Source organism: Herbidospora galbida (assembly GCF_005233835.1).
Taxonomy (GTDB): Bacteria; Actinomycetota; Actinomycetes; order Streptosporangiales; family Streptosporangiaceae; genus Herbidospora; species Herbidospora galbida.
On record NZ_SZQA01000028.1, the window covers coordinates 16397 to 30751 of the forward strand.

Annotated in this window: 14 protein-coding genes; 7 read left to right on the forward strand and 7 right to left on the reverse strand. The window is 69.6% G+C overall.

Features of this window, described 5'->3' with window-relative positions:
• The first annotated feature begins 108 nt into the window (after window positions 1-108).
• Complete coding sequence (locus FDA94_RS25750; protein WP_137249658.1) at window positions 109-723, forward strand: ACT domain-containing protein; 615 nt, start codon at window positions 109-111, stop codon at window positions 721-723.
• Here the strand turns inward: FDA94_RS25750 and FDA94_RS25755 are convergent.
• Window positions 720-2006 carry an ABC transporter ATP-binding protein gene (locus FDA94_RS25755; protein ID WP_137249659.1) on the reverse strand — a complete coding sequence of 429 codons (1287 nt, stop codon included), beginning with the start codon at window positions 2004-2006 and terminating at the stop codon, window positions 720-722. The genes FDA94_RS25750 and FDA94_RS25755 overlap by 4 nt on opposite strands.
• A gap of 426 nt (window positions 2007-2432) precedes the next feature.
• Between FDA94_RS25755 and FDA94_RS25760 the strand changes: the two genes are divergently transcribed.
• Window positions 2433-3461 carry a LacI family DNA-binding transcriptional regulator gene (locus FDA94_RS25760; RefSeq protein ID WP_137249660.1) on the forward strand — a complete coding sequence of 343 codons (1029 nt, stop codon included), beginning with the start codon at window positions 2433-2435 and terminating at the stop codon, window positions 3459-3461.
• Window positions 3462-3573: 112 nt separating this feature from the next.
• On the opposite strand, the gene eda is transcribed toward FDA94_RS25760, so the two are convergent.
• From eda to edd, 3 genes are read right to left on the reverse strand one after another with little or no spacing between them, the layout of a single operon-like run.
• A complete protein-coding gene (gene eda, locus FDA94_RS25765; protein WP_137249661.1) occupies window positions 3574-4188 on the reverse strand; it encodes a bifunctional 4-hydroxy-2-oxoglutarate aldolase/2-dehydro-3-deoxy-phosphogluconate aldolase in 615 nt (204 codons plus the stop codon).
• A complete protein-coding gene (locus FDA94_RS25770) occupies window positions 4185-5144 on the reverse strand; it encodes a glucokinase (protein ID WP_137249662.1) in 960 nt (319 codons plus the stop codon). Before FDA94_RS25770 ends, eda begins: the two co-directional genes overlap by 4 nt.
• The gene (edd, locus tag FDA94_RS25775; protein ID WP_137249663.1) at window positions 5145-6968 is read right to left on the reverse strand and encodes a phosphogluconate dehydratase; all 1824 of its coding nucleotides are present in this window, start codon (window positions 6966-6968) and stop codon (window positions 5145-5147) included. It abuts the gene before it with no gap.
• A gap of 133 nt (window positions 6969-7101) precedes the next feature.
• On the opposite strand from edd, the gene FDA94_RS25780 reads away from it, so the two are divergent.
• From FDA94_RS25780 to FDA94_RS25790, 3 genes are all read left to right on the forward strand, one after another.
• On the forward strand, window positions 7102-8229 hold the full coding sequence (locus tag FDA94_RS25780) for an ROK family transcriptional regulator (RefSeq protein ID WP_137249664.1): 1128 nt from the start codon (window positions 7102-7104) through the stop codon (window positions 8227-8229).
• A gap of 215 nt (window positions 8230-8444) precedes the next feature.
• Window positions 8445-8960, forward strand: coding sequence for a DUF1697 domain-containing protein (locus FDA94_RS25785; protein ID WP_170991126.1), 516 nt, complete (start codon window positions 8445-8447; stop codon window positions 8958-8960).
• Window positions 8961-9284: 324 nt separating this feature from the next.
• A complete protein-coding gene (locus FDA94_RS25790; RefSeq protein ID WP_137249666.1) occupies window positions 9285-9500 on the forward strand; it encodes a hypothetical protein in 216 nt (71 codons plus the stop codon).
• Window positions 9501-9785: 285 nt separating this feature from the next.
• Here FDA94_RS25790 and FDA94_RS25795 read toward each other — a convergent pair whose 3' ends face one another.
• Together FDA94_RS25795 and FDA94_RS25800 are read right to left on the reverse strand one after the other, a co-directional pair.
• Window positions 9786-10049, reverse strand: coding sequence for a hypothetical protein (locus tag FDA94_RS25795; protein WP_137249667.1), 264 nt, complete (start codon window positions 10047-10049; stop codon window positions 9786-9788).
• Window positions 10050-10910: 861 nt separating this feature from the next.
• Window positions 10911-11636, reverse strand: a complete 726-nt coding sequence (locus FDA94_RS25800) for a DUF2470 domain-containing protein (protein WP_137249668.1) — start codon at window positions 11634-11636, stop codon at window positions 10911-10913.
• Between the two features lie 77 nt (window positions 11637-11713).
• On the opposite strand from FDA94_RS25800, the gene rpsD reads away from it, so the two are divergent.
• Both rpsD and FDA94_RS25810 read left to right on the forward strand, forming a co-directional pair.
• On the forward strand, window positions 11714-12328 hold the full coding sequence (gene rpsD / locus FDA94_RS25805; RefSeq protein ID WP_137249669.1) for a 30S ribosomal protein S4: 615 nt from the start codon (window positions 11714-11716) through the stop codon (window positions 12326-12328).
• 104 nt (window positions 12329-12432) lie between these two features.
• On the forward strand, window positions 12433-13191 hold the full coding sequence (locus FDA94_RS25810; RefSeq protein WP_137249670.1) for an ion transporter: 759 nt from the start codon (window positions 12433-12435) through the stop codon (window positions 13189-13191).
• On the opposite strand, the gene FDA94_RS25815 is transcribed toward FDA94_RS25810, so the two are convergent.
• Complete coding sequence (locus tag FDA94_RS25815) at window positions 13157-14329, reverse strand: low temperature requirement protein A (RefSeq protein ID WP_170991127.1); 1173 nt, start codon at window positions 14327-14329, stop codon at window positions 13157-13159. The genes FDA94_RS25810 and FDA94_RS25815 overlap by 35 nt on opposite strands.
• Window positions 14330-14355 lie beyond the last annotated feature (26 nt).

Consider the following 14355-nt stretch of genomic DNA (forward strand, 5'->3'; position numbering starts at 1 on the left):
CCGCGGGCGGGAATCGGACGCCGCCTTATGCTGGACATCCTTCCGGAACATGACCGAAACGTGCGTAAGCCAGTGTGGAGGTCGGCGGGGGAAGAAAGGAGGCTGGTCATGCTGCTGCGTCTGCGGGTGTCGCTGCCCGATCGGCCGGGAGTGCTCGGCCAGGTGGCCAGGGCCTTCGGGGTGATGGGGGCCGACATCCTCCAGGTGACCGTGCTCGAACGCGAGGCGGGCCGGGCGATCGACGACTTCACGGTGTCGTGGTCGGCCGTCTTCAGCTCCGACGAACTGCGCGACCGCATCGGCGTCGTGCCCGGGGTCAAGGTCGAGGCGGCCTGGCCCACCCGGGAGGCGCCCGGCGCCAATCCCGACTACGACCTGCTCGGCCACGTCGCGGCCGAACCGGGGCGGGCCGTGCTCACCCTGGTCGACGCCGTGCCCGACCTGGTCAGCGCCGAATGGGCGGTGGCCGTCGACGCCGGGTCGGGAGAGGTCGTGCACGGGAGCTGGCAGGCACCGGAGACCCTGCAGAGCGCCCGCCTGACCGCGCCCCGCGCGACGGCGTTCTCCGAGGGCACCCTCAACCTGCTCAGCGTGCCGATCGGCGACCTGTGCCTGGTGGTCGCGCGGCGTCAGGGCCCGGCCTTCCACCGCGCCGAACAGGACAAGGTGACCCGGTTGGTCGGGGTGGTCTCGGTGCTCGCCCACGCGGGCGCGAGCCGCTAGCGGCGAGGGGGGTCGATGCGCGCGCCGGTGTGGGTGAACAGCATCAGCCGCGACACGTCGACGGCCACCCGGGCGTGCTCGCCCGCGCGCCACGACGGCCGGGCGCCCAGCCGGACGATCAGATCGGCGCGGCGGTGCGACCCGAGCCCGTTCGGGCCGGGCTGCGGGCCCGACGGCGTCTCGTCGGCCTCGATGTCGGAGTTGAACAGCCGCCGCATCATCGACCGCGTCTTCGAGCCGTTGGCGCCGCCGTTCGCGGCCCGGAACCTGGGGTCGGGCGGCTCCGGCACGGCCACCGCCGGGATCCCGCACTCGACGTAGGCCAGCCACTCGTGGCCGTGATATTCGAGCGTGCGCACCCGGCCCATGAACATCGGGCCCTCCATGCCCTCGGGCATCGGCGCGAGCGCGTCGGGGCGGATGCCCACGATGATCTGGCTGCCGGTGTGCTGTGACACCGCGTAAGCACGTGGATCGGTCCATGGCATCGTGATCTGGTGCGTGCCGAAGTCCAGCATTATGAACTGGTTCTGGGGTGTACGCACCGTGGCCGCCAGCAGGTTGAGCTGCTGCGAGCTGAGGAACGCCGCGGTGAACGCGGTCGCCGGGTCGTTGTAGACCTGCGCCGGGGTGCCGATGTCCTGCAGCACGCCCCGGTTCATGATCGCGATCCGGTCGGCCAGCGTGAGGGCCTCGATCTGGTCGTGCGTCACATAGATGGTGGTGACGCCGAGGGCGCGTACGAGACTGGAGATCTCCATGCGGAGCTCGGTGCGCATGCCGGCGTCGAGGTTCGAGAGCGGCTCGTCCATCAGGAAGAGCGACGGCTGACGCACTATGGCACGGCCCATCGCCACCCGCTGGCGCTGGCCGCCGGAGAGCGTTCCAGGCCGGCGGTCGAGGGTCTCGTCGATGTGCAGCGCCTTCGACAGCTCGACCACGCGGTCGCGCACCATCTGCGGGTCGGCCTTGGCGATCTCCAGGGGGAAGGACAGGTTCCCGCGCACCGTCCGGTGCGGATACAGGGCGCCGTTCTGGAACACCATCGCCACGTCGCGGTCGCGGGGCGCCAGGTGGTTGGCTATTTTCCCGCCGAGCCAGAGGTCGCCGTCGGTGATGTCCTCAAGACCGGCGATCATGCGGAGCAGCGTCGACTTCCCGCAACCCGACGGGCCGAGTAACACCAGCAGTTCGCCGTCCTCGGCGCGCAGATTCATCCGGTCCACTGCCAGGAAACCGCCTGGGTAGACCTTGGTGACGTTGTCGAGGACGACCTGGCTCATAGGTTCTCGTTCCCTTCCGGGCGCGCAGTGCCCGGAGCCCGCCATCTGGGTGATTGATGAGGTAGTACATCGCGTGGGCACGGTCCATGTCCATACATGTCGTGAAATAGGGGAGGCCGTGGGGTTACCGGCGTGTTGCCGGGACCAGCGGTGACCCAATCAAGCGACGGTGTCCCGGTGTTCTGGGAGGCCCGAAATCCCGTGATCTGCGGCTGGAGCCCCAGCTGTCTTGCGGAACTTCCTGCTGGTTTTCACCTCGTTCTTCGGCATCGGCTGACATATCCCGAAACGCCGACATGAAAGCTTCATTTGACTTCCGGCCCTGACAAGGGCGGATCAAAGGTGAGCGGCCTACTTTCTGCAATGCGAAGAACAGGTGAAGTAGCGTTCCTGGCCCGAACGCCGCCCGGCGGTGAGGATACGCGCATGAACAACGCCCGGCTCGCCGACATCGCGGTGCAGGCGGGGGTCAGTGAAGCGACCGTGAGCCGTGTGCTCAACGGGAAGGCGGGGGTCTCCCCGTCGACCCGGCAGGCCGTCCTCACCGCCCTCGACTTCATGGGGTACGAACGTCCGCTCCGATTACGTCAGCGCAGCAACGGCCTGATCGGGCTGGTCACCCCCGAGCTGGACAACCCCGTCTTCCCGGCCTTCGCCCAGGCCGTCGAGAAGGCGCTGGGCCAGCATGGTTACACCCCGGTCCTGTGCACGCAGCTGTCCGGGGGCGCCCCCGAGGACGAGTTCACCGAGATGCTCATCGACCGGGGCGTCAGCGGCATCGTCTTCATCTCCGGCCTGCACGCCGACGCCACCGCCCGCATGGACCGCTATACCCGGATGACCGACCGTGGCCTGCCCATCGTCCTGGTCGACGGCTACAACGAGTCGATCCAGGCGCCCTTCATCTCCCCGGACGACCGCCTGGCCACCCGCCTGGCCGTACGCCACCTCGTCGACCTCGGCCACGAGCGCATCGGCCTGGCGCTCGGCCAGCGCCGGTTCGTCCCGGCCCTGCGCAAGATCGAGGGCTTCCGGCAGGCCATGACCCACCTGCCCCGGGCCGCCGACGCCGACGACCTGATCGAGCACAGCCTGGCCACGGTCGAGGGGGGTCAGGCGGCGGCCGGCGCCCTGTTCGACCGGGGCTGCACCGCCGTCTTCTGCGCCAGCGACCTGATGGCGCTCGGCGCGATCAGGGCCGCCCGGCAGCGGGGGCTCAACGTGCCCGGCCACGTCTCGGTGGTCGGCTTCGACGACTCCCCGCTGATCCCGTTCACCGATCCGCCGCTGACGACCGTGCGCAAGCCCATCGGCGCGATGGCCTCGGCGGCCGTGGAGACCCTGCTGGAGATCGTCGACGGCGCCCCGTCGAAGAACCTGGAGCTGATGTTCCAGCCCGAGCTGGTGGTCCGCCGCTCGACCGGCAGCAGGCACGGAAACGGAAAGGGCCCGTGACGTCCTGGTTGGGTGTCACGGGCCCCGGTACCCATGGCCGTGTTTCCGGGTTGCGGACGCGGGCATGGCCGCCAGCTTCGGCCGAGGGAGGATGGCCTGGCTGACGAGGCTGTCAACGGAGCGTGGCGGCCTCCGCGGCGAGTTTCTCGATGGCGGCGTAGTCTCCGGCGGCCAGCGCGTCGGCGGGCGTGAGCCAGGTGCCGCCGACGCAGCCGACGTTGGGCAGCGCGAGGTAGGAGGGGGCGGTCGCCAGGCGGATGCCGCCGGTGGGGCAGAACCGCACCTCGGGCAGCGGGCCGCCCAGGGCCTTCAGGTAGTTCACGCCGCCGGCCTGTTCGGCCGGGAAGAACTTCATCTCGCGCAGGCCCCGCTCGAACAGCGCCATGACCTCGGTCGCGGTCGCCACGCCCGGCAGGAACGGCACGCCGGATTCGGCCATCGCGTCGACGAGGGCGGCGGGGGAGCCGGGGGAGACCAGGAATCTCGACCCCGCCTCGACGGCGGCCTCGACGTCGGCGGGGCGGCGGACCGTGCCCGCGCCCACGACCGCTCCCTCGACCTCGGCGGCGATCCGGCGGATCGACTCGAGCCCGGCCTCGGTCCGCAGGGTGACCTCGATGACCGGCAGCCCGCCCGCCACGAGGGCGCGGGCCATCGGCACGGCGGTGCCGACGTCGTCGATCACGACGACGGGGACCACGGGGGCGAGGTCGAGGAGGCTGCTCATACGTACTCCACACTAGTGGCCCGCTGCTGGAGCCATGCGGCCGCACCCGTCAGTGCGGGCTGCTCGGCGACGATCAGCGAGGTGGCGATGGCGGTCAGATAGTCGGACAGGGCCGGGCCGGTCAGTTCGAACCGGGACCGGAAGTCGCTGTCGCGGACACGGTCGACGATCCGGGGCAGCACCCCGCCGCCCAGGTAGACGCCGCCGCGCGCGCCCAGCGTGAGCGCGACGTTGCCGGCGAACCCGCCCAGCAGGGCGAGGAACACCTCGACGGTCTCGTGGCACAGGTCGTCGTCGCCCGCCACGATCTCCGAGGCGCTCTTGCGGGTGGTCTTGATGCCGCGGACGAGCGCCAGGCCCCGGTGCAGGCGGGGCAGGCCCGAGCCCGAGAGCAGGTGCTCGGCGTCGACGTAGGGCAGGCCGTCGGAGCGCAGGGCCTTGACGATCTCGAACTCCAGGTCGGTCACCGCCGGGACGGACACGTGCCCGCCCTCGCCCGGCACCGGCACCCAGCCGTCACCGGCCGGCACCAGCCCGGCCACGCCCAGCCCCGTGCCGGGACCGAGCACCGCCTTCACCATCCCGGCCGCCGGCGACGGGCCGCCCAGCGGCACCAGGTCGTCGCCCGCCAGGTGGGGCAGCGAGATCGCCAGCGCCTCGAAGTCGTTCAGCACGTGCGACTGCGGGATGCCGAGACCCGCCACCGACCCGGACCACGAACCGTTGGTCAGCGTGTAGTGGTCACCCTTGACCGGCCCGGCGATCGCCACGCACGCCGCGCCCGGCCGCACGCCGTCGGCGTGGTCGGCCAGATAGGCGGATATCGCGTCGGGCAATGTCGGGTGTTCCGCCACGTTGAGGACGGCCACCGCCTCGGGCACCGCACCCGGCCCGGAGACGATTCCAAAACGTGCATTGGTGCCGCCGATGTCGGCGACGAGCCAGGGGTAGCTCACTTAGAACCCTCCGAAGATGCTGGCACCGCGTTCCGCGGGTCCAACCGTACGACGGAAGGCGGCAAAAAGCTCGCGTCCGGTTCCCACCCATTTGTCGTCGGTTTTGGCGGCGCCTTCGGGGGTCCGGCCGCTCAGGTCGGCCAGCACGTCCAGGGTTCCGGCGGTCGAGTCGAGCCTGATCCGGTCGCCGTCCCTGATCAGGGCGATCGCGCCGCCGTCGGCGGCCTCCGGCGACAGGTGGATCGCCGCCGGGACCTTGCCCGAGGCGCCCGACATGCGGCCGTCTGTAACGATTGCGACCTTCTGTCCGCGGTCGAGCAGGACGGCCAGCGGCGGGGTGAGCTTGTGCAGCTCCGGCATGCCGTTGGCGCTCGGCCCCTGGTAGCGGACCACCGCGACGAAGTCCTGTCCGTCGAGGTCACCGGCCTCGAAGGCGCGCAGCAGGTCGAGCTGGTCGTCGAAGACCTTCGCCGGCGCCTCGATCACCAGGTGCTCGGGCTTGACCGCCGACACCTTCGACACGGCCCGCCCCAGGTTGCCGCCGACCATGTGGATGCCGCCGTCGGGCGAGAAAGGTTCATCGGCCGGACGCAGCACCGACAGGTCGCCGCTGCCCTCGGCGCGCTCGGTCCAGACGAGCTCGCCCTCCTTCAGCTCCGGCGCCGACCGGTAGAGGTCGAGCCCCCGCCCGGCCACGGTCAGCACGTCGTTGTGGAGCAGCCCGGCGTCCAGCAGCGTGCCGATGAACACCTGCATGCCGCCGGCGGCGTGGAAGTGGTTCACGTCGGCCTGCCCGTTGGGGTACATCCGGGTCAGCAGCGGGACGACCTTCGACAGCGCCGCCATGTCGTCCCAGGTCAGCGTGATTCCGGCAGCGTTCGCCATGGCGACCAGGTGCATGGTGTGGTTGGTCGAGCCGCCCGAGGCCAGCAGCGCGACGACGGCGTTCACGATCGCCTTCTCGTCGACGACCCGGCCGATCGGGGTGTACTCGTCGCCGTGCGCGGTCAGTTCGACGACCCGCTTGGCGGCGGCGGCCGTGAGCGCCTGGCGCAGCTCGGTGCGCGGGTTGACGAAGGTCGAGCCCGGCAGGTGCAGGCCCATGACCTCCATCAGCAGCTGGTTGGAGTTGGCGGTGCCGTAGAAGGTGCAGGTGCCGGGGGAGTGGTAGCTGTCGGCCTCGGCGTCGAGCATCTCCTCGCGGCCGATCTTGCCCTCGGCGAACGCCTGCCGGGCGCGCGCCTTCACCTTGTTCGGCAGCCCCGACGTCATCGGCCCGGCCGGGACGAACATCGCCGGCAGGTGGCCGAACCGCAGCGCCCCGATGAACAGGCCCGGCACGATCTTGTCGCAGACCCCCAGCAGCAGCGAGGCGTCGAACATGTCGTGCGAGAGCGCGATGGCCGTCGACATGGCGATCACGTCGCGGCTGTAGAGCGACAGCTCCATGCCCGCCCGGCCCTGGGTGACCCCGTCGCACATGGCCGGCACCCCGCCGGCGACCTGCGCGACACCCCCGGCCGCCCGGACCGCCTTCTTGAGTTCCGGCGGGTAGCTCTCGTACGGCTGGTGCGCCGACAGCATGTCGTTGTACGACGTCACGATCGCCACGCCCGGCCGCGTGTTGGCCCGCAGCAGCGGCTTGTCGTCACCGGCGGCGGCGAACCCGTGCGCCAGGTTGGCGCACCCCAGATGGCCCCGTGCGGGCCCCCGTCGACGCAGCTCGGCCGCGTCGGCGTCCACACGGGACAGGTAGGCGGTGCGGGACTCCCGGCTGCGTTCGACGATGCGTTGGGTGACCTCGGCCACGGCCGGGTGTGTCATGACGTCCCCTCCTCAATACGGACAAGAGGGACATTAGCCCGAACCTTAGGTATTCATCAAGCTGACTTTTGTAACCTAGAATGAATAAGTCGGTGAACTTACGTCAACCACTATGCTTGAGGCGATGCCACGTATGTCACGGATTGCCACCACGGGTGAGGTGCTCCAGCTGATCCGTAGCGGGGAGGCCACGACCCGCGCCGAGATCGGCCGCGTCACCGCGCTCTCGCGCCCGGCGGTCACCCACCGGGTCAACGAGCTGCTGCAACGCGGCCTCGTCGTGGAAGACGCCGAAGGCCCGTCGACCGGCGGACGGCCTCCGGTCCGGCTCCGGTTCAACGCCTCGGGCGGCGTCGTGGCGGTGGCCTCGCTGGGCGCGAGCCGCACCCAGATCGCCCTGTGCGACCTGGCCGGCGGTGTGATCGAACGCACAGACCTGGTGATCGACGTCGAGGAGGGCCCCGACACCGTCCTGGGCCTGGTGATGGACACCTGGGAGAAACTGTTGGAGGGCCGCGGCCCCCTGGCGGGCGTCGGCCTGGGCGTGCCCGCCACGGTCGAGTACGCCCGCGGCCGCACCGAGTCGGCCCGCGTGATGGCCTCGTGGACCGGCGTGGAGATCCCGCCCCGCATCGCCAAGCGGTTCCCCGTCCCGGTCCTGGTCGACAACGACGTGAACGTCATCGCGATGGGCGAGCACCGGGACGTCTACCCCGACCAGGACGACCTGCTGTTCGTGAAGGTCTCCACCCGCATAGGAGCCGGGGTCGTCTCCAGCGGCAAGATCATGCGCGGCGCTCTCGGCGCGGCCGGCGAGATCGGCCACATCCCGGTCCGCGACGGCGGCGGGGTGCTGTGCCGCTGTGGCAACCTCGACTGCGTCGACTCGGTCGCCAGCGGCACCGCCATCCTCCGCATCCTGCGCGAGCGCGGCCGCGACGTCGAAACCCTGGCCGACGTGACCGTGCTGGTCCGTCAGGGCGACGCCGAGACGATGGCCGTGGTCCGCCAGGCCGGCCGCTGGCTCGGCGAGGTCATCGCCAGCGCGGTCAACCTCCTCAACCCGTCGGTGGTGGTCCTCGGCGGCGACGTCGCCGAGATGTTCCAGCCGCTCGTGTCGGGCGTCCGCGAGGTCGTCTACCAGCGCTCCACCCAGCTCGCCACCCGCAGCCTGAAGATCGAACGCAGCCGACTGGGCCCGGGGGCGGGCATCACCGGCTGCGCCCTGCTCGTGATCGACCGCATCCTGGACGAGGTGTAGCCGGGGGGGAACCCCCCGCTGTCAGGGGGCTCCGCCCCCTCACGCTCCCCCCGGCCCGCTCCGCGGTCCCGGCGTCGGGGTCGGTGCCGCTCCCTGGCTCCTTGGCACGGCCTCGCTTCGCTCGGAGGGCTGCTCGCTTCGCTCGAAGACCTCTCTTCTGTTACGGCTCCGCCTGGCCGGCCACCCGACCCTCTGCGACTGCCAGCATGGGGCGCGTGACCCGATACGTGGCCCTGTTGCGCGCCGTGAACCTCGGCAGCCACAAGAAGATCGCCATGCCCGACCTGCGCGCGGTCTGCGCGGACCTGGGCCACAGCGATGTCCGGACCTATCTGCAGAGCGGCAACATCATCTTCTCCACCACCGAACCAGTGGTCGAGAAGGTCGCCCAAGACCTCGAGGAGGCGCTCGCTGCCCGGCTCGGGCTGACGACCGAGGCCATCCTGCGGACCGCGGACCAGATGCGGGCCCTGATCGACGGGTGCCCCATCGAGGTGAGCGATCCGACCAAGGTGTCGGTGCTCTTCCTGCGCGACACACCCGCGACCGGCTGGGTCGACGGGTTCGACGCCGGCCCGTTCATCCCCGAACAGATGTGGACGGCAGGCCGCGAGATCTACTTCCACCTGCCCAACGGCACCGGCCGGGCGAAGCTGCCCCCCGCCGTCGGACGCCGCCTCAACACCCCCGCGACCATGCGCAACTGGCGGACCGTCACCAACCTCACCTGACAGGGACGATCACACGCTTCACGCTCGGCCACCCGGCCCAGAACCCCAGTGCTGCAACGCAGTTCCTTCCCTACTGGTGGCGGCGCCGGGAGGGACTGCGGCCGTGTCGCTCGCCGCCGGTTCGGGGACATCACGCTCCCGATCAGCCAGGGTCTGCCAGAGCAGTGGGATGGCCCGGCCTAGATCAGCTGAGTCCTCAACGTAGCGCCCGCACCAGGCGCGTGAGGACAGCAGGCCTTCGGCGGGTTCGCCGAGGGCGGCTGTCTGGTCAACCAGCATCTCGACGGCGGGGCGGGCGGCCCAGGTGGCGGCTCCATCGGGGATGTGGGTGTTGAAGCGGTGCAGCACATCGGCGGCGTTGTCGAGGACCATTGCCAGGCGGCTTGCGTCACCGCCACCGGCATCGCCGTCGCCGCCATCATCGGCTGGGGTGGCGTGGTGGGCCCGTTCGCGCAGCACCCCACTGGTCAAGCGGTGCATCAGCACCGCCGTGGCATCTTCGCCAAAAGTGATCAGCGAGGTGTCGCCCAGATCGGCTAGCAGCTGGTCGATCCTGGCGGTGGCGGCCGGGTCGGGATCGATGCTGCCGTACAGGACCGCCCGAGGGACACCCGCCTCGACCCGCAGGGAAGAACCCGTCCGCGAACAGGAGGCTGGTGCCGGGTCTCAGGGGTGAGGCAGCGCCGCGGCCCCGGTTCGGTGCGAGCTGCACGGCCGGCGAGACCCCCCGGAAAGTCGCCTGCATCGCAGCTCGCGTGGGGCTGAATGTCTGGGCCACCTGGCCCGGTCGAGGTTACCCAGAGGGACTGCCGTGCAGGATGCCGGCTATTCTTTTTTATTCTCTTTTAGAGTCAAGAATTCTCGTACGAGCTCGACGGTATCTTCCACCAAGAGCTCTTGAATCTCCGGTGGTATCTGATTGATGCCTACCTTCTGCTCCACGAGGCCGGGCATGCGACTTTCCGCGATTATATAAGCCCATTGTATTGGTGAATTCTTCTGAAGAGTTTTTTCCGACACCCACTCTTGAAATCCCTTGAGTGGGTCGTCGGGTGCGGCGAGCGAGGCGCCCGCCAGAAAGGCGATCACGCTCGAAAATCGATCGTCGAGGAGATAGAATCTCCTCCGCGACTGAATCACGTCACAGATTTCGAGAAGTTCCATATTGTTGTGCCGCCTGCTTTTTCGCTCTAGTCTAGGTGGGCAAGTCCCATGCTTTCGACCACTGCTTCTCGTATTCGTGGACCGGCATGCCGTTCGGCCCGGGTGAAATCATCGTAAGCCCTGCCGCCCCGGACCACTACAGTAGGCCGTCTGGGTCATGGGCGGAGGATCCACCTGTGATGCGATGAATATCTCTCCGCACCTGTCACCCAGGCGACGTAGTAGGTGTTCACACTCTCAACCGCTGGATACCTTTTGAGGACCTCTTCTGCTGACACCGCTGACATTCGCCCGTCCAAGACGCGCGGTCGCATGCCTGCAGCGATGTACCGTGCGTTGAGCTAATGGCTGCGATCGGTGTCTGAAGCCATCGTCCGGAACGCTGTTGATGAAGTCACTCACAGCCGCAGCGGTATTCGTGCCCGTGATGGGTTGGTCGTTCGGGCTCGATCCCCGACTTTTACCTGCTCGATGGTTGTATAGCCGCCGTCCGCCATGCGCAGCTTGGTCCCGGCGGCAAAACTCTTCCCGGAAACCCGGCTATGCCCGAAGGGCGAACGAGGCGGCCATTGAAGATCTGATGCCCTGCGGCCGACTGCTGCTCAGCCGGTCCCTGGCCCCCCGGATGTAACCGGCTCGGAGTCAGCACTTCCTTGAAGTCGGCTTCGCCGCCATTCCGTCTCCAGTCCGCCCGCGACACGCTGGGGCACACCGGCAGCGTGGCCTGGAGGTCGGCTGTCCTGACGGCAGCGCTCCCTGGTACTCCGGGAGAGCGGCCCCGACACGTCAGTGGGCGCAGACCAGGCAGGCCAAAGCGTGCTCCAGCGCCTCCGGGGTCTGGGCCGGTGTCGGCCAGGGCATCCGGACCAGGCGGTCGCGTCCGGCGCGGACCGTCGCGCCGTAGCGGTCGAGTTCCCACAGCCACGCGTCCGGCGCGGGTTCGCCCATCAGTCGTTCCACGGCGGCAATCAGTTGGTCTCGGTGCGCCGAGTTCACGTGGTGGAGCATGCGTTCGGCCAGGTCGAGGAACGGGTCGGGTTCGGCGTCGAGGTAGTCGTCGGAGTCGAGCACGCCCGATTCCGTGCCGGTCAGATAGACGACGTCGGCCACGTCGATCCGCAGCAGCCTCGGGGCGCGGTCGGCGTTCTCGATGACGGCGAACAGGTCCTCGTCGGGGCAGCGTTCGGCGATGGCGACGGCCGTCTCGCGCACCTCGTGGCCGGGGACCGTCGAGGCCCAGCCGCGGATCTTCAGCATGCCCCGGGCGCGTTCGGTCTCGCCCATGCTGCGGGTCGCGACGAGGTCGACGGTGACGGCCAGGTCGTCGCGGCAGCCGTACAGGGCCTCGTCGGGTTTGACCAGCAGGACCGGGCGGCCCTGGGCGTCGACGCCGCCGCGCGCGGGGAGCGCCTTCAGCTCGGAACCGGCCACCGCGACGTGGGTCGGCGTCGCCGTCGCGGCCAGCGTCCGGACGCGTTCGGTGATCGGGGGAGCCGAGACGGGCTGGGTCATCGTGACTCTCCTTCTGGTCTGTTAAGGTAAGGCTTGCCTTAGCAAGGGTTGCCTAACCTAACCACAGAGGAGTGCACGTGCGCTACACGGGTCCGAAGGTGCGGTTGTCGCGGCGGGCGGGCGTCCCGCTGACCCGCAAGGCCGTGAAGTACTTCGAAGCGCGGCCCTATCCGCCCGGGGAGCACGGCCGGAAGACCAACCGCCGCAACGTCGGCGACTACGGCATGCGGCTGATGGAGAAGCAGAAGCTGCGCTGGTACTACGACGTGTCCGAGCGCCAGCTCCGCCGCTACTGGGACCTGGCGGTGCGCCGCCCCGGCCGCGCCGGCGAGGAACTGATCGCCATCCTGGAGACCCGCCTGGCCTCGGTCGTGCTCCGCTCGGGCCTGGCCCCGTCGATCTACGCCGCCCGCCAGTACGTCAACCACGGTCACATCACCGTCGACGGCCGCAAGGTCGACATCCCCAGCTACCTCGTCAAGCCCGGCCAGGTCATCGGGGTACGCGCGAAGTCGCGCCAGATGCAGCCGTTCGTCGCCGCGGCCGAGGGTATCTACGCCGACGAGCGCCCGGCCGCCTTCCTCTCGGTGGACCTCAAGGAGCTCACGGTCACCCTTCTGCAGAAGCCGGTCCGCGAGCAGATCGCCCTCCCCGTCGACGAGCAACTCGTCGTGGAACACTACTCTCGGTAGTCTTTGGCCCGGGATCGCCGTATTTCCCGGGGTCCCCGGGGATTCGTTCGACCGCGATTACGCTCGCCTGCTGTTCCTGTTCGCTTCCCCCGGGGGCAAAAACGGTGCGCGAGCGTGTCCGGTACATCATCGAGTCCAAGCGGTTCCAGCAGGCGATCATCGCCGTCATCCTGATCAACTCGGCCGCACTCGGCGTGGAGACCTCCGCCGACGCGATGGCCCACTATGGCGACCTCCTCCACCTGATCGACCGCGTCTCCCTGGCCGTCTTCGTCGTGGAACTGGCCGCGCGGCTCTACGTCCAGCGCGGCCGGTTCCTCCGCGACCCGTGGAACGTCTTCGACTCCATCGTCGTGGCGGTCTCGCTCATGCCGGCCGCCGGCGGGCTGACCGTCCTGCGGTCGCTGCGGGTGCTGCGGGCGCTCCGGCTCGTCTCGGCGGTGCCGAGCCTGCGCCGGGTGGTGTCCGCGCTGCTCACCGCCGTTCCCGGCGTCGCCTCGATCGCGGCCCTGCTCGGGCTGGTCCTGTACGTCGCCGCGGTGATGGGCACCCGCATGTACGGCCACGTCGCCCCCGACTACTTCGGGAACCTGCAGACGTCGCTGTTCACCCTGTTCCAGATCATGACCGGCGACGGCTGGTCGGACATCACCCGCCAGGTCATGACCGTCTACCCCTCGGCCTGGATCTTCTTCGTGTGCTTCGTCCTCATCTGCACGTTCGTCGTGGTGAACCTCTTCATCGCGGTCGTGGTGAGCGCCATGGACGAGGAGGAGGTCGAGGTCAGCGAGCGGATCCTGGCCGAACTGGCCGAGCTGAGAGAAGAGGTCAGGTCGCTGCGCGAGCCCGCGGGCGCCCCGTGACCTGCGGGAACCAGACCTGCCATCCGGCGACCGCGAGCAGGCCGAGCACCAGCCCCCAGCCCGGGAGCGGCAGCAGGCCCAGCACCACCGGCCCGATCACGGCCGGCAGCGTCCACCCGAGCAGCCGGCCGATCGGCGCTCTGGAGGCCGCCGCGATGATCCCCGACGTGAGGAAGTAGACGATCGTCCCGCCGCAGAGGGTCCACTTCACCGCCTCCTCCAGGTGGCCCTCCGGGTGGGCGACCAGCGCCCCGAGCCCGGCGGCGATGGCCGCGATCCCGGCGGTCATCGCGAAGTGGCCGGGCATCGTGACCCGGGGTTTCACGTCGTGGACGGGGGCCGCCGACGCGCCGTACCGCAGGGTCAGCCACCAGAAGCAGACCAGCAGCCCGAACCCGGCCATGGCCGACACGATCAGCGGCCGGGTCCACTCGATCTCCGAGGTCGACACCACGACCTGCATCACCGCCTCGCCGAGCACGATGATGACGAACAGGCCGAGCCGCTCGGCGAGGTGACCCTCGTTGATCCGCGCGGGCTCGGGCAGCCGGAACGGCCGCCGCGCCCGCCCTCGCCGCTCCAGCCGCTTGCTGATCCGGTCGAGCTGCTCCTGGCTGTCGCCGCTGCGCAGGAACGAGATGACCAGGTCGAGCGCGATGCCGACGCCCCACAGCCAGTAGCGGGTGTGCGGGTCGTGCGCCCAGATCGAGATCACCCACGGCACCAGCCCGGCCCCGTTCTGCGCGGCGGGCCAGCCGCCGAAGAAGGTGTTGGTGGAGCCCCAGGTCGAGGTGGCCAGGAGCCGGCAGTAGACGTAGGCGATGGCGAACGCGGTGCCGTGCGCCCCGGTGGCCTCCGGCACGCTGGCGGCCATGACCGCGATCCCGAACATCGCCGCGAGCATGGCCCGCTGGCGGGTCTTCTCCCCGGCGACGTTGGCGTAGAGCGTGAAGGAGGTCCATACGCTCCAGATGGCGTAGTAGAGCCCCAGGAACAGCAGCACCCGCTGGACGTCGAGGGGATGCTCGGGCGTGGGATGCAGGATGTGGGCCAGCTGGGCGACGGCGACCACGATGATCAGATCGAAGAAGAGCTCCAGCCAGCTGGCGTGACGTTCGCCCGGTTCCACCTCAGACACGCACAGGAGAGTACCTTTTCGGGAGA

Excerpts from the sequence above, each read along its gene's own strand:
- edd (WP_137249663.1), bottom strand. The coding sequence starts at position 6,968 with ATGACACACCCGGCCGTGGCCGAGGTCACCCAACGCATCGTCGAACGC.
- FDA94_RS25755 (WP_137249659.1), bottom strand. The coding sequence starts at position 2,006 with ATGAGCCAGGTCGTCCTCGACAACGTCACCAAGGTCTACCCAGGCGGT.
- FDA94_RS25800 (WP_137249668.1), bottom strand. The coding sequence starts at position 11,636 with ATGACCCAGCCCGTCTCGGCTCCCCCGATCACCGAACGCGTCCGGACG.
- eda (WP_137249661.1), bottom strand. The coding sequence starts at position 4,188 with ATGAGCAGCCTCCTCGACCTCGCCCCCGTGGTCCCCGTCGTCGTGATC.
- FDA94_RS25760 (WP_137249660.1), top strand. The coding sequence starts at position 2,433 with ATGAACAACGCCCGGCTCGCCGACATCGCGGTGCAGGCGGGGGTCAGT.
- FDA94_RS25780 (WP_137249664.1), top strand. The coding sequence starts at position 7,102 with ATGTCACGGATTGCCACCACGGGTGAGGTGCTCCAGCTGATCCGTAGC.
- FDA94_RS25750 (WP_137249658.1), top strand. The coding sequence starts at position 109 with ATGCTGCTGCGTCTGCGGGTGTCGCTGCCCGATCGGCCGGGAGTGCTC.